Source organism: Dyella agri (assembly GCF_044904705.1).
Lineage (GTDB): Bacteria > Pseudomonadota > Gammaproteobacteria > Xanthomonadales > Rhodanobacteraceae > Rhodanobacter_A > Rhodanobacter_A agri.
This window is the reverse complement of the sequence record NZ_JADIKL010000004.1, coordinates 468,023-489,686: the sequence shown is the minus strand read 5'-3', so window position 1 is coordinate 489,686 and position 21,664 is coordinate 468,023. Positions and strand designations below refer to the sequence as shown.

Annotated in this window: 10 protein-coding genes; 5 read left to right on the top strand and 5 right to left on the bottom strand. The window is 64.5% G+C overall.

The window, feature by feature from the left end:
• Positions 1-291: 291 nt before the first annotated feature.
• Positions 292-1,329: a dihydroorotase gene (gene pyrC / locus ISP14_RS09975; RefSeq protein ID WP_404538938.1), complete on the top strand. Its 1,038-nt coding sequence runs from the start codon at positions 292-294 to the stop codon at positions 1,327-1,329.
• A 7-nt stretch (positions 1,330-1,336) separates the two neighbouring features.
• On the opposite strand, the gene ISP14_RS09970 is transcribed toward pyrC, so the two are convergent.
• A complete protein-coding gene (locus ISP14_RS09970; protein ID WP_404538935.1) occupies positions 1,337-2,380 on the bottom strand; it encodes a M23 family metallopeptidase in 1,044 nt (347 codons plus the stop codon).
• 316 nt (positions 2,381-2,696) lie between these two features.
• Between ISP14_RS09970 and trxC the strand changes: the two genes are divergently transcribed.
• Positions 2,697-3,134, top strand: a complete 438-nt coding sequence (trxC, locus tag ISP14_RS09965; protein ID WP_404538932.1) for a thioredoxin TrxC — start codon at positions 2,697-2,699, stop codon at positions 3,132-3,134.
• Between the two features lie 171 nt (positions 3,135-3,305).
• Here the strand turns inward: trxC and ISP14_RS09960 are convergent, their stop codons facing one another.
• Positions 3,306-8,759, bottom strand: a complete 5,454-nt coding sequence (locus ISP14_RS09960) for an autotransporter-associated beta strand repeat-containing protein (protein WP_404538930.1) — start codon at positions 8,757-8,759, stop codon at positions 3,306-3,308.
• A gap of 327 nt (positions 8,760-9,086) precedes the next feature.
• Between ISP14_RS09960 and ISP14_RS09955 the strand changes: the two genes are divergently transcribed.
• Together ISP14_RS09955 and ISP14_RS09950 are read left to right on the top strand one after the other, a co-directional pair.
• Entirely contained in the window at positions 9,087-10,286 is a 1,200-nt protein-coding gene (locus ISP14_RS09955) for an amino acid deaminase (RefSeq protein WP_404538927.1), read from the top strand.
• 76 nt (positions 10,287-10,362) lie between these two features.
• On the top strand, positions 10,363-12,630 hold the full coding sequence (locus ISP14_RS09950; protein WP_404538924.1) for a beta-glucosidase: 2,268 nt from the start codon (positions 10,363-10,365) through the stop codon (positions 12,628-12,630).
• Between the two features lie 109 nt (positions 12,631-12,739).
• Here the strand turns inward: ISP14_RS09950 and ISP14_RS09945 are convergent, their stop codons facing one another.
• The 3 genes from ISP14_RS09945 to ISP14_RS09935 form a co-directional block, all read right to left on the bottom strand.
• On the bottom strand, positions 12,740-17,245 hold the full coding sequence (locus tag ISP14_RS09945; RefSeq protein ID WP_404538921.1) for an autotransporter-associated beta strand repeat-containing protein: 4,506 nt from the start codon (positions 17,243-17,245) through the stop codon (positions 12,740-12,742).
• A 593-nt stretch (positions 17,246-17,838) separates the two neighbouring features.
• The gene (locus ISP14_RS09940) at positions 17,839-19,719 is read right to left on the bottom strand and encodes a peptide-N4-asparagine amidase (protein WP_404538918.1); all 1,881 of its coding nucleotides are present in this window, start codon (positions 19,717-19,719) and stop codon (positions 17,839-17,841) included.
• A 78-nt stretch (positions 19,720-19,797) separates the two neighbouring features.
• Positions 19,798-21,096 (bottom strand): M24 family metallopeptidase, encoded by a 1,299-nt coding sequence (locus ISP14_RS09935; RefSeq protein WP_404538916.1) that lies wholly within the window; start codon positions 21,094-21,096, stop codon positions 19,798-19,800.
• 156 nt (positions 21,097-21,252) lie between these two features.
• Here ISP14_RS09935 and ISP14_RS09930 point away from each other — a divergent pair, with 156 nt between their 5' ends.
• Complete coding sequence (locus ISP14_RS09930) at positions 21,253-21,633, top strand: YidH family protein (protein WP_404538914.1); 381 nt, start codon at positions 21,253-21,255, stop codon at positions 21,631-21,633.
• Positions 21,634-21,664: the final 31 nt, after the last annotated feature.

The following is a 21,664-nucleotide window of genomic DNA, read 5'->3' as shown; positions in this document are numbered from 1 at the left end:
AGGCGCCAGCGGTCGAGGTGCACATGCTTCGAACTACCCTGCTCGCTGATCGCCCGATCGACCGCATCAGCGCGTCGAAACCGACGGCATCCGGCTACAGCGATGCGGCATAGAGATCGCCCATGCGTCACTTCCGCACGGCGTGCGCCGGCGATGGCGCGCTCCATGGCAACGCTGGGCGAGCCACGATCCGATACCATGGGCGTCCCCATCCGGCGGTGCGCGCCCACGCCGCGTCCCGCGCATCCGCGCGCCGCCGTTCCCCGATTCGTGTACCGGAGTAGCACCACCATGTCGTCCACGCGCCTCGAAATCATCCGTCCGGACGATTGGCACCTGCACCTGCGCGACGGCGCCGCTCTGGGTTCGGTGGTGGCCGACACCGCGCGGCAGTTCGCGCGCGCCATCGTGATGCCCAACCTCAAGCCGCCGGTGACCACGGTGGCCCAGGCCGAGGACTATCGCCGACGCATCCTCGCCGGCCTGCCGGCAGGCACGCGCTTCCAGCCGCTGATGACGCTTTACCTCACCGAGGCCACCACGCCCGAGGAGATCGCACGCGCCAAGGCCAGCGGCACCGTGTTCGCGGTGAAGTACTACCCCGCCGGCGCCACCACCAACTCGCAGGCCGGCGTGCGCGACCTGGCGCACGTCTATCCCGTGCTGGAGGCGATGGAACGGCACGGCCTACCGCTGCTGATGCATGGCGAGGTCACCGATCCGACCGTGGACATCTTCGATCGCGAACACGCCTTCATCGAGCGTCACCTGATCCCGCTGCGCGCACGCTTCCCGGAGCTGCGCATGGTGCTGGAACACATCACCACGGGCGCCGCGGTGGACTTCATCCGCGAAGCGCCGGCCCACGTGGGCGCCACCATCACCGCGCACCACCTGCTGCTCAACCGCAACGCGATCTTCGAAGGCGGCATCCGGCCACACTATTACTGCCTGCCCGTGCTGAAGCGCGAGACGCACCGCCAGGCCCTGGTGGAAGCGGCCACCAGCGGCGACCCCCACTTCTTCCTCGGCACCGACAGCGCGCCGCATGCGCAGCAAGCCAAGGAGGCTGCCTGCGGTTGCGCCGGCATCTACACCGCGCACGCCGCCATCGAGCTGTACGCCGAAGCATTCGAGCAGGCCGGCAAGCTGGACCAGCTGGAAGCCTTCGCCAGCTTCCACGGCCCGGATTTCTACGGCCTGCCGCGCAACACCGACACGATCGTGTTGGAGCGCAAGTCCTGGACGGTGCCCGATACCCTGCCCTTCGGCGACAGCCATTGCATTCCGTTCCGGGCGGGGCAGGCCATCGCGTGGTCGATCACCTGAGCAGCTTTCATTGGTCCGGAAACCGGACGACCGCGTTCTCCGCCGGCCATTCGTCCAGTCGCCGACCGGCTTCGTCCGCGCGCCTGGGCGTCCAGCCTGCTTTGTCGAGCTGGCTCAGATCCTCGTAGCGGCCCAGCAGGTCGAATGCGTCGAACGCGAAAGGGAGCCCTTCCGCCCCGGTCGGGGATGGCCCGCCAGCTATATGGAAGTGTAGGTGCGGGCCGGTGGATGCGCCGGTGAAGCCCAACGCGCCAAGCACCTCGCCGCGATGCACACGCTGGCCCGGCCTGACCGCGATACTGCCGGGCCGCAAGTGCTCATAGAACGCGTACCGGCCGTCGTCCAGGCGGATCGCCACATAGTTGCCCGCATCCTCCGCCAGTGAATGTTTGGGATTCCCGGACACGCTTGCAGCCTCGGTCATACCGTCGCGCACAGCCGCCACGGTGGCATCGGCCACAGCCAGCACGCCGGCGCCATAGCCCAACCAGTTGCGCGGCAGATTCCGATCTCCCCGCGCGAGATGCCCGGCGTCATCGACGCGCACCCAGTCGACGGCGAAGCGCCCCGGAATACGCGCCGCGCCATCGACCGTGTTGAAGACGCGGCGATGGCCATTGGCCCAACCGGCTCCATGGACCGCGACCCAGGGGCCTCCGCGCAATGGCGGCCCCAACGCAACCCCGCTGGCATACGACACCGCTGTACGCGCACCCCACAAGCCGATTGCCGCCGTATCCGGCGGCACCGTGTACGTCACCATGTGTTCGATTACTCGCGGATGGCTGCCTTGCAAGGTCCATTCGATGTAGACCACGCCATGCCGCCCCGGCGGGACGACGGGATCGCGCACGGCGGCTGGCACGCCGATCAGTGCGAACCGCTGCCGCAGCACCTCGCCAGCGAAGATCGCCAGCACATGTCCATTCCCTGCATCCACCACGTCGACGCGGGATAGGCGCAATGGCACGGCCGCGAAATTGGCCAGATGCAATTCCTGGAATACCTGCGTCCCGGTATCGGTGTCCACCGCATGCGGCGCGTCGAGCAAGCGCAGATCGAAAGATGGCGCAGGCGATTGTGGCCAGGCTTCCCGCGCGATGCATGCGACGACCAGGAAGCATGCGAACAAGGTTTTGGCCACGGCCTTCATGCGTCACCCACGATTCGGAATCCGTCATGCTGGACCACGCCAAAAGCCGATCCCAACCCGCCGGGATGGGAGTTGCGCATTGAGGGATGAGCGGCGTCTTCGGCGAGTCGAGCGGAAACCACCTCGCGTCCCCGTCAGAAGCGTCGTCGCTTTGATACGGACACCGCCGCCCCCATGTCCGTGCAACTCTCTCCTTGTCCGCGAGGTTCATGCCATGAGCGACATGTCGCATCTTGTGTGCCCGCACTGCCAGGCCGTGAATCGCGTGCCGACCGACCGCCTGGCTGCATCGCCCACCTGCGGCCAGTGTCACCAGCCACTGTTCACCGGCCATCCGCTGGCCGTCGACGAGGCCGGCTTCCAGAAGCACATCACCCGCAACGACATCCCCGTGCTGGTGGATTTCTGGGCGACGTGGTGCGGCCCCTGCCAGATGATGGCGCCGCACTTCACGCAGGCCGCCGCGCAGCTCGAGCCGCGCGTACGCCTGCTCAAGGTCGACACCGACGCCGAACAGGCGCTAGGCAACCGTTACGCCATCCGCAGCATCCCCACCCTGGCGCTGTTCAGGAGGGGCCGCGAAGTCGCGCGCCAGGCCGGCGCGATGCAGGCCGCGGGCATCGTGCAGTGGGTGCGGGCACAGGGCGCATGACGAGCTGGAACAACCCACGAGCGCATGTCGCAGTGGTGTATGCAGGCACCACAGCCGGCAGCAACTATCGCCCGCTCCATTTGTCCGCCATGCGCCAAGCAGTCTCCGGCATCCGTTGCACCAGGGGCGCTGCCGCAGCACCCCGGTTTGTCCGCGACAAAGTCGGTGGCGTCAGAACGCCACGTTGAGGCGCGCCGACAACATCTGCGCACTGACACGCTGGCCCATTTCGTAGTCGTAGCCGAAATTCAGCATCGTACGCGCCGACAGGGTCGCGTCCAACTTGAAACCGAACAGGGCGCTGTAGCGCGACAGGCCGATACCGGTCAGCGGCTGCCATTGCTGCAAGCCAACGAAGCTAGCGTCGAATACGTCACCATGTGAAGCCAAGGTACGCTGCCATTGCGCATGCGCACCAAGGTTCACGGCACGACCATCGCCAAGATCCCACCGGCGGTCGGCGCGCACGCCGAGGCCTGATTGCCATCGATCCAGAGCCTGAGTACCGCTGCGCAGGCCAAAGCCGCCAGCACCCTGCTCGGCGAAACCACCACGATCGATGCTTGCATACTCCACATCGACGAAAGGTGTGATGTGGGTACCGCCATAGTTCAGGTACAAGCCACTCTCACCGTAGGCCACACCGTAGTTGCCGCTGTACTGGGTTGAAACACCTTGCGCGCTATAACCCAACAGGATCTGTCGGTTGACATCCTGCTGGAAATGGCCAAAACCGACACGCCCCTGCGTATACCAATTGCCGTTGAGCCAACCCGCGTACACCATGCTCTCGGTACTGCGGTTGTTGTCGCGGCCGAAACCCTGGTCTGCCTGTTGCCTACCTTGGCTCTGGCCGAATGCAAAACCCGCCACCCCGGAGTGGCCAATCTCGCGGTCGCTACCAACCAGCCAGCCGTTCAACTGGAACCCGACACCGTCATAACCGGTGCGTGCCATGTCGCCCCCGACGTCGAGGCTCTGTGTCCACACGCCGAAACTGGAGCGCTTGCCCAAGAGGCTATCGAAGCGATCAGACAACGCGCAGCTGGACGCATCGATGGCTTCGAAGGTCATCGCCGCGCTGGCTGCGTGCAACTCGCCGGACAGGCTTTGCAGCGAAGCCTGTGCGGCCTGCAAGGTGGGCGCCTGCTGGAACTGGCCTGCGGCATGCAGGAAATCGCCAGGAACACCTGAAAGATTGTTGGTCGCGATCTTGCTGTCGATCTGCTCAAAGGCAGCCTGCACGCGCAGCGCGCTTTGCATGGAAGCCGGCGTATAGCTCACGCCGGCACCTGCCGCTGCAGTGGTCACGTTGAGGCCGGTGGTATCCAGCCAGGCGCTGTTGGCGTCGTACTGGATGGTGGTCGCAGTGAACACGACACCGGTGTCCTTGACCAGTTGGGCGAAAGTGCCGGTCAGGCTTCCTGTCGCGGTAAGGACGTCGGTGTGGGTGTTGGCCACGTACCCGCTGTCAGCACCGGTCACCTCCAGCGTGCCGCCATTGAGTGTAGCCGTACCGGTCACGGCGAGCTTGCTACCCAAGCTGACGGCCAATGTGCCCGTGGATGCCTGGGTGTAATTGCCGCCAACAGTGGAATCACCGCCGTGAACGGCGACTCTCCCGACATTGGATAGATCCCCGACCACGCCGGGCACCGCATCGAGGTTGCCTGAAGCACCTACGGTTACTTCGCCCGAGAGCATTTGAGTTGCGCGCAACGTCCCGGCATTGACGGATGTATCGACTACGTTCTGGAGAGCGCTGTTATCGATGACCCAGGTGCCACTACCGCTCTTGACGAGGTTTCCGGCGAAGGTCGTAGTACCGGTGACAGCATGCGAATACAACTGCGGTGTTGCGTTGTCACCGTCCAATGTCAGCGTCGACTGCGTACTGGTGCCAATCGACAGATCGCCCTGAATGGAACCCCCTGCGGTCAACTCGACGGTATTGGCAGCACCCATGAATAACTGCACGTTGCCGACAATACTGCCGGCGTTGCTCAGACTCAGCGGACCGCCATTGCTTCCCGACGTCGGCCAGGACGCGGGCACGAAGATGGCGCAATCGCCACTGGCGTTGCAGTCGCCGGAGGTAGTACCGGTGGTTTCGATCAACGAGCCAGCGCCATTGGTGATCGTGCCACCGTTTACCACCAGGACGCCGTCCGCCGGACCTCGGATGATGCCGCCGTTATTGTTAACAAGGCTACCGGCGGCTACTGCGATGGATACCCCCGTGATGCCACCACTGATGGTGCCGCCAACATTGCTGATCAAACCACCGCCCGTCAGCGTCACGCCGGTCCTGCTGGTGCCTGTAATGGTGCCGCCGATATTGCTGATCGAACCGCCGCCCGTCAGCGACGCGCCATCTATGTTGCCCGTGATGGTGCCTGTGTTGTTGATGGAGCCGCCATACGACAGCCCCACGGCGGTCTGGATGCCCGTGATAGTGCCCGTATTGCTGACGGTCGCCGTACCGATGTCTGATACCACCGTGTAACCGCTGGCGGGGTCGTTGAGCGTACCGGCATTGTCCAGCATTCCGCCGTTGCTCAGCACGACGAGATTGGGTAGCGACGCACCATTGTCCACCCGCAGCGTCGAAGCCTGGTTGGAACTGTCGTCCACCACCACTTGGCCGCTACCGGGTACGCCACCCGGCGCGATCTCAAGTGCACCGCCGTTCACTTGGGTTATGCCGCCATAGGTGTTGGCGCCAGTCAGCACCAGCGTGCCGAAGTCGGTCTTGTTGAATCCGTTTGTGCCGACCAGCACGTTGGCTATCGTCGCCGTCATGCCAGCACCGGCACTGGTGCCGTTCCCCACGTTGATGAACGGCTGGCTGGCGAAGCCATTGGTGATAGTGCTCACCAGTGTCAGAGTGCTGCCTGTAAGCGTATAGCCATCCACCGCGAACTGCAGGCCGGTGGCGCTGACGTTGCCTGCGCCATCATCCACCGTTACCGTGCCCGGCGCGCCAGCGAAGACCGCGAAACTCGGCTGTGGCGACATTGGGCCGTTCGGCACGGCACCGGTTATATCCGTCCACACTTGCGATGTTGCAGACCAGGTACCGCTGCCACCGCCTATCTGCGTGCCGCTGGCCTGCCCGTTCGCATTCCAGAAGTGCACCGTGTATCCCGTGGTATTCACGAGATTGATTTGCTTCGATGCCGTCAGGTGCTGCAGGAACAGTGTCTGGCCAGCCGTGCTACCCAGGCGCAGGCCGCCGTTCGTCTCAGTCAAGGTGCCGCCGTAGCTAAAGATGTTGTATAAGCCCGGCCCCATGCCACCCGTATTAGTGACGTTGAGCGTGGCACCGTTGAGGATGAGGTTGCCGCCCACAATCACGTTGTCGCCAGTGCCGGCGGCCTGGTGGAAATTTGCTCCCGGCGCGCCAAAAGCGAAATCCATCAGGCTGCCTTGCGCAGCGGTGAAGTTGCCGTTGACGGTGAGCGTGCCGATGGAGTCACCCGGAGTCACGATGCCGCCAAACAGGACATCGACATTGCCGCCGATCGTGCCGTGGCCGCGCAGCGTGGCGCTGGCATCCACCGTCACGTTGCCACCTAACGCTGCGCCGTTGTTGGCGGCGCTGCCGACCACCAGCGTCCCTGCAGCTACCGTGCTACTCCCGATGAAGCTGCTGCTGTTGCCATCCAGCGTCAACGTACCCGTACCGACCTGCGTCAGCGAGCCACCGCCGCTGATCACGCCACTAAAGCTAACGTTGTCGCTGCGATCAAACACCAGAGAACCGTTGTCCGTTACGCCACCAGTGATCGATCCTGCCGTGCCACCGCTGCCGAGCTGCAAGATGCCAGCACTGATCGTGGTACCACCGGAGTAGGTGTTGCTTCCCGTCAAGGTCAACGTACCTGTGCCAGCCTGAACCAGCGAGCCACCGCCACTCACGATGTCGGTGAAGATCAGATTGTCGCTGCGGTCGAACACCAGGATGCCGTTGTTCGTGACATCGCCGACAACCCAGCCTGTCGTGCCACCACCGCCGAGTTGCAAAGTGCCGTCGCTGATCGCTGTACCGCCGGTGTACGTGTTCGCACCCGTCAGTATTTCCGTGCCCCCCGTTAGCGTCAGGCCACCGGTGCCTGAGATGACACCGCCGAACGTGTCAGCGGCGTTGCTCAACGTCAGCGTCTTTGAGCCCAACATCACCGTACCATCACCGGACAGGCTCGCAATCGTCGTGCCATTGCTCGTGCCCAATATGTCAAACGTGCCGGTATCGTTCACCCCGCTGGAACTTGCCACGCTGCCGTTGCCCGTCAGCGCAAGCGTGCCCGCACTGATCTTCGTGATGCCGGCGTAGGTATTGCCTCCCGTCAGGGTCAGCGTGCCCGTGCCAGCCTGCGTCAGTGAACCACTGCCACTGACGACGCCCGCGAAACTCATGTTGTCGCTGCGATCGAACACCAGGGAACCGTTGTCCGTCACGTCGCCGACGACCCACCCTGTCGTGCCGCCGTTGCCGAGTTGCAAGGTGCCGGCACTGATCGTGGTGCCACCCGTGTACGTGTTGTTTCCCGTCAGGGTCAGCGTGCCCGTGCCAGCCTGCGTCAGCGAACCACTGCCACTGACGACGCCCGCGAAACTCACATTGTCGCTGCGATCGAATACCAGGGAACCGTTATCCGTCACGTTGCCGACGACCCAGCCTGTCGTGCCGCCGTTGCCAAGCTGCAAGGTGCCGGCGCTGATCGTGGTGCCACCCGTGTACGTGTTGTTTCCCGTCAGGGTCAGCCTGCCCGTACCGGCCTGTGTCAACGAACCGCTGCCACTGACGGTGCCGCTGAAGCTCACGTTGTCGCTGCGATCGAATACCAGGGAACCGTTATCCGTCACGTTGCCGACGACCCAGCCCGTCGTGCCGCCGTTGCCGAGCTGCAAGGTGCCGGCGTTGATCGTGGTGCCGCCGGTGTAGGTGTCGTTTCCCGTCAGGGTCAGGGTGCCCGTGCCAGCTTGCGTCAGCGAACCACTGCCATTGACGACGCCCGCGAAATTCACGTTGTCGCTGCGATCGAACACCAGAGATCCGTTGTCCGTCACGTCGCCGACAATCCAGCCTGTCGTGCCGCCGTTGCCGAGCTGCAAGGTGCCGACACTGATCGTGGTGCCACCCGTGTACGTGTTGTTTCCCGTCAGGATCAGCGTGCCCGTGCCAGCTTGCGTCAGCGAACCACTGCCGCTGACGACGCCCGCGAAACTCACGTTGTCGCTGCGATCGAATACCAGGGAACCATTGTCCGTCACGTCGCCAACGATCCAGCCCGTCGTGCCGCCGTTACCAAGCTGCAAGGCGCCGGCGCTGATCGTGGTACCACCCGTGTAGCTGTCGGTACCGGTCAGCACCAGCGTGCCAGCCCCACCTTTGACCAGGTCAATCGAGCCTCCTATATCGGCGGGCCAGACGGTGGTATTGCCGGCATCGACGTTGACGGTGCCCCCAGTGAAATCACTGCCCCCGATCGGTGGCGGCGGCGTGGGTCTGACGTTTGCCCCTCCACCGCCACCGCCGCCGCCGCAACCCGACAACCCCAGCGCGAATGCCACTGCAAACGCCACGGCGCACGGCCGCAGTCCATGCTTCCCATCGGACATGAATTCCCTCCCCCTTTTCCCCTGGCGCATAGCCGACACGTCGACTTGCATCCGCAATGTATTACACGAAAACCGATGAAAAGTCCCGGGCCTCAGGCATTGGGGCCGCCGCAATGATCGTTGCCGCAGCGCACCAACCGGGAGGAGCAGACACCGCCGCAGCAGGACATGGGTAACATGCCCATTCGATCCGGTACGTGTCGTTGATGATGGGCGATGGTGGACGATGCAGCGACCTTAAACGCCAGCTCCGTGAGCATAAAATCAAGCAGCAAATATCCCGGTCATCACAGCATCGACTACCAGCTCCCGACCAGATCGCAACCCATGACATTCCAGGCACAGCAACTTGAAAAAGGCGCCCCCATCACCGGTCAATCGTTACTCGAGGACGTGAGCTTGCCGGCCACGGCAATCTTCGACTCGCCGCTGGCCAACAACATCGCCTGGATGCAGCGCTACGCCGACGACCACGGCGCGCAACTCGCGCCGCACGGCAAGACCACGATGACGCCCGCACTGTTCCGCCGCCAGCTCGATGCCGGCGCCTGGGGCATCACGCTGGCTACCGCCGTGCAGTGCGCCGCGGCTTTCGAGCACGGCGTCGCGCGCCTGCTGATGGCGAACCAGCTGGTCGGCACGCCCAATATGGCGATCGTCGCCGACCTGATCGGGCGCGGCGCGGACTACTGCTGCGTGGTCGACAGCGCGGCCAACGTCGCGGCGCTGGACCGATTCTTCGGCGAGCGCGGCCTGACCCTGAATGTGCTGATCGAGCTCGGCGTGCCCGGTGGCCGCTGCGGGGTGCGCGACGCCTCCGCCCTCACGGCGCTGGTCGATGCCATCGCGGCCGCGCCGGCCATCGCGCTCTGCGGTGTCGAAGGTTATGAAGCACTGATCGGTGGCGAGCATGCGGTCGACCGCATCCGCGCGTATGCCGGCCAACTCGTCGCCACCTTGCACGGGCTCATGGACGCGGGGGCGTTCGCCGACCGCAAGCCGATCGTCACTGCAGCGGGTTCGCAATGGTTCGACCTGATCGCCGAAGCGTTCGATCGGGTGGACCTGCGCGAGCGCTGCACGCCGGTGCTGCGACCGGGCTGCTATGTCGTCCACGACCACCGCTCGTACCGCGACGCGCTGGCCGAGGTGAAGGCGCGCCACCCGGAACTCGAAGGCAACCTGCAGCCGGCCCTCGCCGTGTTCGCCCACGTGCAGTCGCTGCCCGAACCCGGCCTGGCGGTCGTCGCGATGGGCAAGCGCGACATCTCCTGCGACCCCGACCTGCCGATCCCTCTGCAGCGGCACCGGCCGGGCGAGCCTGCGCATGCGCTGCGGCATTGTGCGACCCGCAAGGTGATGGATCAGCACACCATGCTCGCGATCCCCGAAGACGCCGACCTCCGCATCGGCGACATCGTTTCGTTCGACGCCTCCCACCCCTGCCTGACGTTCGACAAATGGCGGCAGGTGCTGCGCGTCGACGACGCGCTGCGGGTGCTGGAAGTGATGCCTACATTCTTCTGAAGACTGTCCTCGCTTGTCATCCCGCGTTCGCTGTGCGCATGCTTGCGCCTTGGCAGGCAAAACGGACGGGGATGTCATGGCACATCGCAAGACTCGCGTTGCTTCCTTCATCGGCATGGCACTGCTGGCATTCGGCGGCACCTGCGCGGCGGCCGCCAAAGGCGGCGAAGCGCGCCCGTGGATGAATCCCAAGCTGTCGCCCGACCAGCGTGCAGAGCTGGTGCTGAAGGCGATGACGCAGGATGAGAAATTCCACCTGATCCGCACCGAATTCGGCGACAACCAGAACGGCCATACGATGTCGCCGGGCGCGCTGGGCTCGGCCGGCTACCAGCCGGCACTGGCGCGGCTGGGCCTGCCGGCCATCCAGGAAAGCGACGCCGGCCTCGGCGTGGCCAAGCCGCTGAAGCTCGGCGCCACCGCCCTGCCCTCAGGCCTCGCCACCGCAGCCAGTTTCGACCCCGCGATGGCCTACGCCGGCGGCGCGATGATCGGCAGCGAGGCGCACCGCCGCGGCTTCAACGTGATGCTGGCCGGTGGCGTGGACCTGGTGCGCGATCCGCGCAACGGCCGCAATTTCGAATACGCCGGCGAGGATCCGCTGCTGGCCGGCCTGATCGTCGGCAACGCCATTGCCGGCATCCAGAGCCAGCACCTCGTTTCCACCATCAAGCACTACGCGCTCAACGATCTGGAAACCGCCCGCAACACGCTCAGCGCGAACATCGACAAAGCCGCCGCGCGCGAATCGGACTTGCTCGCCTTCGAGATCGCCATCACCGCCGGCAAGCCCGGCTCGGTGATGTGCTCCTACAACCGGGTCAATGCGGTCTACGCCTGCGAGGACGACTGGCTGCTCAACCAGGTGCTGAAGCGCGACTGGCACTACCCCGGCTTCGTGATGTCGGACTGGGGCGCCGTGCACAGTGCCGCGAAATCCGTGCTGGCCGGGCTGGACCAGGAGTCCGCCGGCGAGACCTTCGACCAGGAGGTGTACTTCGACAAGCCGCTGCGCGCCGCGGTGGCGTCCGGCGCGGTGCCGCAGTCGCGCATCGACGACATGGCGCGACGCATCCTGCGCAGCCTGTTCGCGGCCGGCGCGATCGACCATCCGGCCACGCAGGCCTCCATCGACTTCGATGCCGACCGCAAGGTGGCGCAGCGCGCCGAGGAAGCCGGCGCGGTGCTGCTGCGCAACCAGGAGGCGCTGCTGCCGTTGTCCGCTACGCAATCCGTGGCGGTGATCGGCGGCCATGCCGACAAAGGCGTGCTGACCGGCGGCGGCTCCTCGGCGGTGCAGTCGCCGCAGGGCAACGCGGTGCCGGGCCTTGCGCCCACGGATTGGCCCGGCCCGCGCCTGTACCAGCCCTCGGCGCCGCTGGCAGCGATCGAACGACGCGCACGCGGCAAGGTGGACTACGCCAGCGGCGACGACATCGCCGCCGCGGCAAAACTCGCTGCGCAGGCCAAGGTCGCGGTGGTGTTCGTCGAGCAGTGGGCGGCGGAAAGTATCGACGCACCGCAGCTGACCTTGCCCGGCAAGCAGGATGCGCTGGTCGAAGCCGTGGCCAAGGCCAACCCGCACACCATCGTGGTGCTGGAGAACAACGGCCCGCTCGCCATGCCATGGCTGAACCAGGTAGGTGCCGTGCTGGAGGCGTGGTACCCCGGCGCGGGCGGCGGCGAGGCCATCGCTCGGCTGCTCTACGGCGAAGTCGATCCGTCCGGTCGCCTGCCGGTGACTTGGCCGCGCGACGAATCGCAACTGCCGCGCCCCGAAATCCCCGGTGCCGCGCTCACGTCCATGGGCCAGCCGCCGCAAGGCCAGCCAGCCCAGGACGTGGACTACAACATCGAAGGCGCCAACGTAGGTTACCGCTGGTACCAGCACAAACAGCGCGAACCGCTGTTCCCGTTCGGCTATGGCCTGAGCTACACACACTTCGACTACAGCGACTTCAAGCCGCGCGTCGAGCATGGCCGCATCACGGCCTCGTTCACCGTGACCAACCGCGGCTCGCGCGCGGGCGTGGACGTGCCGCAGCTCTACGTGACCTTGCCCGGCCCGGGCGAAGTGCGGCGGCTGGCCGGCTGGTGCCGCGTCAGCCTGAAGCCCGGCCAGTCCGCGCATCTGGTGGCGACCGCCGATCCGCGCCTGCTGGCGAATTTCGACGGCCAAGGCCAGCACTGGCAGCAACCCGCCGGCGACTACCAGCTGCAACTGGGCCACTCGGCAATGTCCTTCCAGGGCGAGGGCAAGGCGGCGCTGCCTGCGGCCAATTGGGGCGCGGATGCCTCACCCGCCGGCGCACCGCAACCCTGCGTGACGGGCGGCAATCGCTGAACCGTCCAGAAAATGCCGAGCCCCTCCCTCGCATGTGAGGGAGGGGGAGCTATCTCGGTTGATGCAGGTCCTTGCCTGGCGGCGTCAGCAACGGAGAGTCTGATCCGCCTCAGAACGCCACGTTCAGTCGCGCCGACAGTATTTGCGCACTTTCCCGCTGACCGACTTCGTAGTCGTAGCCGAAGTTCAGGGCTGCTCGCGCCGACAGCGTTGCATCCAGCCCCAAACCCAGCAAACCGCTGTAGCGGGACAGTCCGATACCTGTCAGCGGCTGCCATTGCTGCACGCCCACGAAACTGGCGTCGAACACATCGCCCCGGGTTGCCAAGGTACGCTGCCATTGCGCACGGGCACTGAAATCCACGGCCCGGCCATCGCCCAGGTTCCAATGACGACTTGCCCGCACGCCAAGGCCCGCCTGCCAGCGAGTTGTCGTCTGCGCTTCGCTCTGTAAGCCAAAACCACTGGCGCCCTGTTCAGCGAAGCCGCCACGTTTGATGCTTGCGTACTCCACATTGGCAAATGGCGTAATGCGGGTACCACGATAGTTCAGATACAGACCGCTCTCACCATAAGCCACGCTGAAATTGCTGCTGTACTGGGTAGAAACGCCCTGCGTGTTGTAGCCCAACAGAACCTGCCTGTTGACATCCTGTTGAAGGTGGCCGAAACCAACCCGTCCCTGCGTGTACCAATTACCGTCAGACCAGCCCGCGTACACCATGCTCTCGGTACTCCGACTGTTGTCGCGGCCGAAGCCCTGCCCCGTCTGCTGCAGGCCTTGGCTCTGGCCGAAAGCAAAACCGGCCACTCCGGAATGGCCAATCTGGCGATCGCTGCCAACGAGCCAGCCGTTCAACTGGAAACCGACGCCGTCATAGCCGGTGCGAGCCATGCTGCCGCCCATGTCGAGGCTTTGCGTCCATGCGCCGAAACTCGCCTCCTTGCCGAGCAGCTTGTCGAAGCGGTCCGACAACGCACGACTCGATGCATCGATCGCCTCGAAAGTCATCGCTGCGCTGGCTGCATGCAACTCACCGGACAGGCTTTGCAGCGAAGCTTGCGCGGCCTGCAGGGTGGGTGCCTGCTGGAACTGGCCTGCGGCCCTCAGGAAATTGCTCGACACGCTCGAAAGATTGTCGGTTGCGATCTTGCTGTCGAGTTGCTCGAAGGCCGCTTGTACGCGCAGTGCGCTGCCCATGGAAGCCGGTGTGTAGCTGACGCCCGCACCTGCCGCCGCGGTGGTCACGTTGAGACCGGTGGTATCCAGCCATACGCTGCTGGCGTCGTAATTGATGGTCGTTGCGATAAATACCACGCCGGCGTCTTTGACCAACTGGCTGAAGGTGCCGCTAACACCTCTGCCCGTAGTAAGGACATTGGTGTGGACATTGCTTATATAGCCGCTGTCGGCACCGGTCACCTCCAGTATGCCACCGTTGAGCTTGGCCGCACCGAGCACAGTGAGCTTGCTGCCGAGACTGACCGCCAACGTGCCCGTAGATGACTGGACATAGTCTCCAATCACTGTGGAATCACGTCCATGAACGGCCACCGTGCCGGCATTGGAAAGATTACCGGCCACCTGGAATACGCCAGGCGGCGCCCCATAGTAAGAGGCACCATCAAGTACAGCTCCGGCATTCACTATTACGTTGCCGGGCAAAGTCGACAACGCCCGCAACATACCGTTATTGACGACGGTGTCTCCCGTATATGTGTTGTCCGCATACAGAGTCAACGTGCCGGCTCCCTGCTGCGTCAGGGATCCCGTCCCGGAAATCACACCGTTGAAGGCCACGTTGTCGCCACGGTCGAAAACCAGTGATCCGTTGTTCGCCACATCACCGGAAAGCATACCGGCCGTACCACCGTCACCTACTTGCAAGGCACCACTTTTGATGGTGACGCCGGAGGCTGGCCCGCTGAAGGTATTGCCAGTCAGTATCAGCGTACCGGTGCCGGCTTGTACCAAAGCACCGGATTGCCCAACCACAATCTGCCCCTGGAAAGTCAGGTCATCACTGCGGTCAAACACCAGCGAGCCGCCGAGGACCTTGATCGTACCTTGGCCGATCGAGCCTTCGGCTGCACCATTGCCGACTTGCAGCGTGCCACCGTCTATTTCGGTCGAACTTGACGAGTCAAGTTCGTTGTTGTCGATGATCCACCTACCATCGCCGGACTTCCGAAATAATCCTGCAAACGTGGTCGCACCGGTAACGGCCTGCGAGTACAACTGCACCGTTCCCGCATCACCGTTCAACATCAAAAGCGAGGCACTATTCGAGCCTATAAGCAAGTTGCCATGAATGGAGCCACCCGCCGATAACGTGACATAGTTGCGCGCGGCTTGAATCATCTGCACGTTGCCGATGATGCTCCCCGCGTTGCTCAGCGTCAGCCCGCCGTCGAAAGTGGAAACAGTGCTGTCTCCCCAGGCTACGAAAATGCTGCAAATGCCTGTGCTTGCACAATCCCCGCTCCTTGCCGCGGTCGTCTCAATGGTGGACCCTGCCCCATTGGTCACGGTGCCGCCATGTTGCAAATAAACCGGTGTCAAGCTGCTCATGATCGTGCCACCACCGGTATTTGTCACGACACCAGTTTCTCCTGACACCTGGACGGCCATTCCACCTGGCGATCGAATGATGCTTCCGGCACCGTCATTGGAGACCGTCCCTCCGTCATTCATTACCACGCCAAAGCTGCCTCCTTCAATGATGCCGCCGCTGCTGTTTTCGACCGTACCATTGGAAAAAAACGCCACAGCGGAAGCATTTCCTTCGATGATGCCGCCATCATGATTCACGATAGTGACAAAAGGGTCCGCGCCTTTTACGGCGGCACCAAGATTGCCACTGAGTTTCCCGGCATTGTTCAGTACTCCAAAGCCGTCCAGCACAATCTGATTGGAAAGTGAGGCGCCACTATCCACCTGCAACATCTGATCAGGATTTGAAGAGGGCCAGATACCGAACACCGTAATGCTGCCGGCACCAGGCACCGCTCCAGCCGCAATTTCTAGAACGCCGCCACTCACCGTAGTACCACCGGCATAGCTACTGACGCCAGTCAGTTTCAACGTGCCGCCACCGGCCTTCACTAACGAGCCGCTCCCGCTGATCATGCCCGCGTAGCTCAGATTGCTGCTTGGGCTGAACACAAGAGAGGCGTTGTCCGTGATATCACCTGCGACCGAGCCAGTACGGATACCGTCGCCGAACCGCAAGATGCCGGCGCTGATCGTGGTGCCGCCCGTGTAGGTATTGGTGCCCGTCAAAGTCAGCATGCCAGTGCCGGCTTGGGTCAGCGAGCCGCTGCCAGTGACGGCACCGCCGAAACTCACATCGTCGCTGCGATCGAATATCAGCGATCCGTTGTCCACTACGTTGCCGGTGATCGCACCGGTCACACCGCCGTTGCCTAGCTGCAAGATGCCAGCGCTGATCGTGGTGCCGCCGGTGTAGGTGTTGTTACCCGTCAGCGTCAAGGTACCCGTGCCGGCTTGCGTCAGTGTGCCGCTGCCAGCGGCGAAGCCACTAAAACTCACGTCATCGCTGCGGTCGAATATCAGCGATCCATTGTCCGTCAGGTTGCCGGCGACCATACCGGTCACACCGCCGTTGCCTAGCTGCAAAGTGCCAGCGCTGATCGTGGCGCCGCCGGTGCAGGTGTTGTCACCCGTCAAGGTCAGGGTGCCGGTGCCGGCCTGTGTCAGCGAGCCATTGCCACTGATGATGCCGCTGAAACTCACACTGTCGCTGCGATCGAATACCAGAGAGCCGTTGTCGATCACGTCGCCGGTGATTGCGCCACTCGTACCACCACCTCCCAACTGCAAGATGCCACCGCTGATGGTGGTACCACCCGTATAAGCATTCGCTCCCGTCAGTATTTCCGTCCCACCTGCCAATCGCAAATCGCCGCTACCCTTGATGACGCCACCGAACGTGCCTGCGGCATTGCTCACCGTCAGCGTCTGCTCGCCAAGCATCACTGTACCGTTGCCCGACAGGCTCACGATCGTCGCACCACTGCTGGTACCCGAAATGTCAAATGTACCCGCGTCGCTTACCCCAGCGGAGCTCGCCAGACTGGCGCTACCGGTCAGTGCCAGCGTGCCTGCGCTGATCGCGGTGGCGCCGGTGTAGGTGCTTTTCCCCGTCAGGGTCAACGTCCCTGTGCCAGCCTGCACCAACGAGCCGCTGCCGCTGATGATGCCCGTGAAAGTCACGTTGTCGCTGCGGTCGAACACCAGGGACCCGTTATCGATCACGTCGCCGGTGATTACTCCGCTCGTACCGCCGTTGCCAAGCTGCAAAGTGCCGGCGCTAACTGTGGTACCGCCGGTGTAGCTGTCGGTGCCGGTCAGTACCAACGTACCAGCCCCCACTTTCACCAAGTCAATTGAGCCGCTGATGTCGGCGGGCCAGACGGTGGCATTACCGGCATTGACGTTTACATTACCCCCGGCAAAATCGCTGCCACCTACCTGTGGTGGCTGGGTGGGCTTGATGTTTGCATCACAATCTCCACAGCCCGACAATCCCAACGCGAGCGCCACTGCAAATGCCACGGCACACGGCCGCAGTCCACACTTCCTGTCGGACATGAATCCCCTCCTTTGCCCCTTGGTACATTGCAGGTAGCCGGCTATATGCCCGCAATGTACTACACGCAAGCGGCGTCAATCCCTTAACTGGGGTTTTCGCCCGATCTTCGCTCAAATGGAATCAAAAGGGCCGACAGGAGCGACATGATCCGCGCATCTCGCCCGGCGCGATGGCAGGGACGGCATGAACCAGGCGGTGCACGATGCGCTTGTCCGGCAACCACGGGGCGATCTGCATGACTCGGCAAGCACCCGCGGAAACGACCTGGCTGAGCGGTGACAGCCAGGCCGTCGCGATGCAAGCTGAAGCGGCTTGGCGTCATTTCGCCGGTGCTGCGCACTTTGCGCGAGCGACCGGCGGGCTCGCTTTGGTCTGCATCGCACCGAAGCTCTCCCTGCGACGCGCTCTACGACGCAGCACGCCGCAGCACTATGCCATTCGCGCCGCAGATCACCGGATGCTGGCATGAGTCGGCCGCCGCAAAACAAGATCCCGGTCGACTCGATCACCGAAATTTCGGTGACACTGGATCCGAAATAACCCGAAGGGGACAACGGCGGCGCTGCATCCGGCAACCGCCCTTGCATGATCTTCAGTGCTTGCCGGCTGCCGCCTGCTCCCGATTCACGGGGAGCGGGCTCAGCGGCGCCAGCCACGGATGATCGGGACGCGAGCGACTGTCCAGGTGATTGGCGTTGCCGGGGCATCCGCTGCCCTCGCTCGCCGCCGTCAGGCGTTGGTCGCGCGACTGGATGGTGGTGCGGTAGCAACTGCCCAGCGAGTCGGCGAAGCTCACCTGTTCGCCGCCTGCCTCATCGTGCGCGAAGCTCGTGCGGTCGAGCGGGTCGGGAATGGTCTTGCCGTCGGCGTGGTCGCGGGTGGTGAGGCTTTCGTCCAGCACGGCGTGGTAGCTTGCGCCCCGTGCATCCGTGCGCCAGCTATCAATGCGATGGCCCTGCTTCATCGCCACCTCGGCGGTGAAGTCCTGTCCCTTGGTGATCATGGTCTTGCGCGAGGAGAGGTAGAGCGGATCGCGCTGCTCTACCGTGTAGCCGTCCAGAGGGCGGCCGTCCAGAGTGCGCTTCACCGCCACCGACGTCATGCCCAACTGGTCGATGGTCTCGTCGTAGCGCTTCTCGCCCGGTCGCGCGAAGCTCTGATGGTTATGGAAGTCACTGTCGTAGCGCACCGTAATGTCCAGGGTGCCGCGCGGTGTGTGCAGGCGACCGGCGATCACCCCGGACTGCGTCTGGTCGGTGGTGATCGTGCCCACGATGCGACCGGCGGCATCGGCATGCAGTGTGTCGCGCACGACGAGTTCCGCCGGCTGGTGCTCGGCCAGCGTGTCCTGCGTGAGCTCGCCGCTCAACTGGCTGGCGTGCGGGTCCTGATAGACCAGCAGGTTTGCCGCAACGTTGAAGAAGTGATCGGCGCCCGGCACACGCACGGCCACCGTGTGCGGCTTGCCATCGTCGAACACGCCGGCGAACGGTGTCAGGTCCACCCGCGCCGGAATGAAGTTCGTGGTCTGGATGGCCGGCGTCGGCAGCCACAGGTGCGGCGCCACGCCGCCGGTGAAGATCCACGGATAGACCGGCGCCAACCCGGCCGGCTTGCCATCCACCAGCACCTCCATGCCGCGGAAGCTGCCGCCGTCGCAGGCCTCGAACGACTCCAGCGAGTAGTCGCGCGTCTTCTCCAGGTAGGCCTGGTCGACGCAGGTGTACCAGCGTTCGTCGTGCGACTGGCTTTGCGCGATCACGTCGAGATAGGCGCGCTCCACGTTACGCGGGAAGCTGATCGTGCGCGACAGGCTCTGCTGTGGGGTGTCGAGTTCGGCCTGCTCGCCGCGCGGATCGCTGCTCAACGGGTAGACACGGTCGGCGGACGCCGCGATCGGCTGACCGGCGCCTTCCGGATAGAACGCCAGGCGCATATCCACGTAGATCGGCTGATCGGTGGTGGGGCTCACCCAGTTGTTGAGGATCATCTGCCCCGCCCGCGCCTGCCGGAACAGCGCGGCGTAGTCGCTGAGGTCGCGCTCCACATGCCAGTGCTGGGCCACGTCCGGCTCGGGCTCGATGGTGGTACCGAAATAAAGGTTCACGCCGCCGAGCCAGAGCGCCACGGTGCGGTCGAACTGGCGGCCGGCCGGCACCGAGAAATCCGCCTCCAGCACCACCTTGCCCCAGCCGCCTGCGCAGCCCTCGGGTGGGGTGAAGTCGAAGCGGTGGGGCCGCGCGGCCATCGACGAACCGTCACCCTTGTCGTCGAACGCCTCGTGGTCGAACAGCGTCACCATGCACGGCTTGCCCGCCGGCCGCGACACCGGCGGCTCGGCCGTGGTCACCACGCGCGAACCCGGCGCGAACCGTGCAGAGTTCGCGTCGTGCGGGCTCGCCGCCGAAACCGCGCATGTCGCCAGCAACGCGGCACACCCTGGCAGCCAGCGCCGCACAACAGCCTTCTTCATGTTCGCCACCTTCACTATTCCCGAGCCTGATGATTCCGCCTGGGCATGCCCGCCGCGGGCCCGCCCTCTGCTGCGCACTTACCCGAACGGCTTCTCGATGGACGGGCTCTGCGGCGTGAACCAGCGCGCGCCGTCGGCGCCGACATGCATGTCGTCTTCCAGCCGCACGCCGAATTCGCCGGGGATGTAGATGCCGGGTTCATCGCTGAAGGTCATGCCTGCCTCGATCTTCCGCGTATTGCCTTCGACGAGGTAGTACCACTCGTGCATGTCCATGCCGATGCCATGGCCGAGGCGGTGCGAGAAATACGTGTAGCCGGGGCCGTAGCCGGCATCGGCGATCACCTTGCGCGCGGCGGCATCGACCGATGCCATCGTCGCGCCCGGACGCGCCGCCGCGAGTGCGGCCTGCTGCGCCTTGCGCACGATATCGAATACCCGCTTCATCTTGTCGCTGGCCTTGCCCAGGGTGAAGGTACGGGTGATGTCGCTCTCGTAGCCCTCGACGTAACAACCGTCGTCCAACATCACCGGCGTGCCTTCGCGGATCACCTGCGGTTCGCGCGAACCGTGCGGCAGCGCGGTATAGGTGCCGACGTTGATGCTGGCGTCGCCGCGCAAGCCCATGCGCGCGTAGCCGGCGTCCACCCATGCCGCGATGTGCTGCTGGGTCATGCCGGGTTCCAGGCCTTGCCAGACCGCCTTGTACAAGGCCAGCGTGGCGTTGTTCGCCACCTGCATCAGCGCCAGTTCCGCAGGGCTCTTGATCGCGCGGCAGCCGGCGGTGACCGGCGTCGCCGGCACCAGCTTCGCCTGCGGCATGGCCTCGGCGAGGCCGTTGGCGCGGAAGTACGGCACCTTCTCTTCGATGCCCAGCGTGCCGGTGCCGGCGTGCTTCTCGCGCATCGCCTGCGCGATCAGCGCGTAGGGGCTCTCGTTCTCCTGCCAGGTACGCACGTCGTGGCCGAAGCGGATCTGCTCCAGCGCGCGGCTGCGCTCGAACGCGGGCGTGATGTACACCGGGTCGCCCGAACGCGGCAGCAGCATGCCCATCAGGCGCTCGCTGGTCCACCAGTGCATGCCGGTGTAGTAGTCCAGCGTGGTGCCGCCGTCGAGGTAGATGGCGTCGATGCCGTGCTGCCCCATCAGCTCCTGCGCCCGGGCCAGCCGGCCGCGGCGTTCGTCGTCGGTGATCGGCACGATCTGCGACTTCACCGGCTGCAAGGCGAGGATCGATGCCGGCAGCTTGATGCCATCCGCTTCCGCCGCAGCGGCGTTGCCGGCCAGCATCGCCACCGGCAGTGCCGCCGCACCGAGCGCCGAAGCTTGCAGGAAGCGGCGCCGGCCCGAATGCATCACATCGCCACGATCGTTCATGGGGTTCTCTCGATGAGGGGACCCTCCGATCATCCCACGAACGGAGGCGCCGCCACCGCTGCGGACCACCTGACAAACGGCACTCCGGCCTGGCCCGGAAACATGCTTGCGCAGGCGCGGGCTAGACTGGCCCCAACTCTTGCGCGGACCATCTCCATGATCCCCCACTTCAGCGATCTCTCCGCCAACGAACGCACCTATCTCGCCTGGATTCGCACGGCGGTGTCGCTGATGGGTTTCGGCTTCCTGATCGAGCGCTTCGACGTTTTCCTCATTTACACGACGCGCGGTTCCGTGCTGAACAGCGGCCTGCACCTGCGCGCCTCCGAGTGGCTGGGCCTGGGCATGATCCTGCTGGGCGCCGCCCTGATCCTGCTCGCCACGCGCAGCTTCTATCGCAACAGCCGGCTTATCCAGGCCGAAGCCGCAGCGGCCTACCGCGGCACCATGGTCGAGCGCGTGCTGACCGCGCTGCTGGTCGCGCTGGCGCTGTTCCTGGTGCTGTACGTGGGCTACCAGCTCACCAGCCTGCACTGACCGCGCGCAGGCTCGCCGCCCCCGCCTGCGC

Bases quoted from the DNA above. Each gene is read 5' to 3' on its own strand.
- pyrC (WP_404538938.1), top strand. From the start codon at position 292: ATGTCGTCCACGCGCCTCGAAATCATCCGTCCGGACGATTGGCACCTG.
- ISP14_RS09930 (WP_404538914.1), top strand. From the start codon at position 21,253: ATGATCCCCCACTTCAGCGATCTCTCCGCCAACGAACGCACCTATCTC.
- ISP14_RS09955 (WP_404538927.1), top strand. From the start codon at position 9,087: ATGACATTCCAGGCACAGCAACTTGAAAAAGGCGCCCCCATCACCGGT.
- ISP14_RS09960 (WP_404538930.1), bottom strand. From the start codon at position 8,759: ATGTCCGATGGGAAGCATGGACTGCGGCCGTGCGCCGTGGCGTTTGCA.
- trxC (WP_404538932.1), top strand. From the start codon at position 2,697: ATGAGCGACATGTCGCATCTTGTGTGCCCGCACTGCCAGGCCGTGAAT.
- ISP14_RS09945 (WP_404538921.1), bottom strand. From the start codon at position 17,245: ATGTCCGACAGGAAGTGTGGACTGCGGCCGTGTGCCGTGGCATTTGCA.
- ISP14_RS09940 (WP_404538918.1), bottom strand. From the start codon at position 19,719: ATGAAGAAGGCTGTTGTGCGGCGCTGGCTGCCAGGGTGTGCCGCGTTG.
- ISP14_RS09950 (WP_404538924.1), top strand. From the start codon at position 10,363: ATGGCACATCGCAAGACTCGCGTTGCTTCCTTCATCGGCATGGCACTG.
- ISP14_RS09935 (WP_404538916.1), bottom strand. From the start codon at position 21,096: ATGAACGATCGTGGCGATGTGATGCATTCGGGCCGGCGCCGCTTCCTG.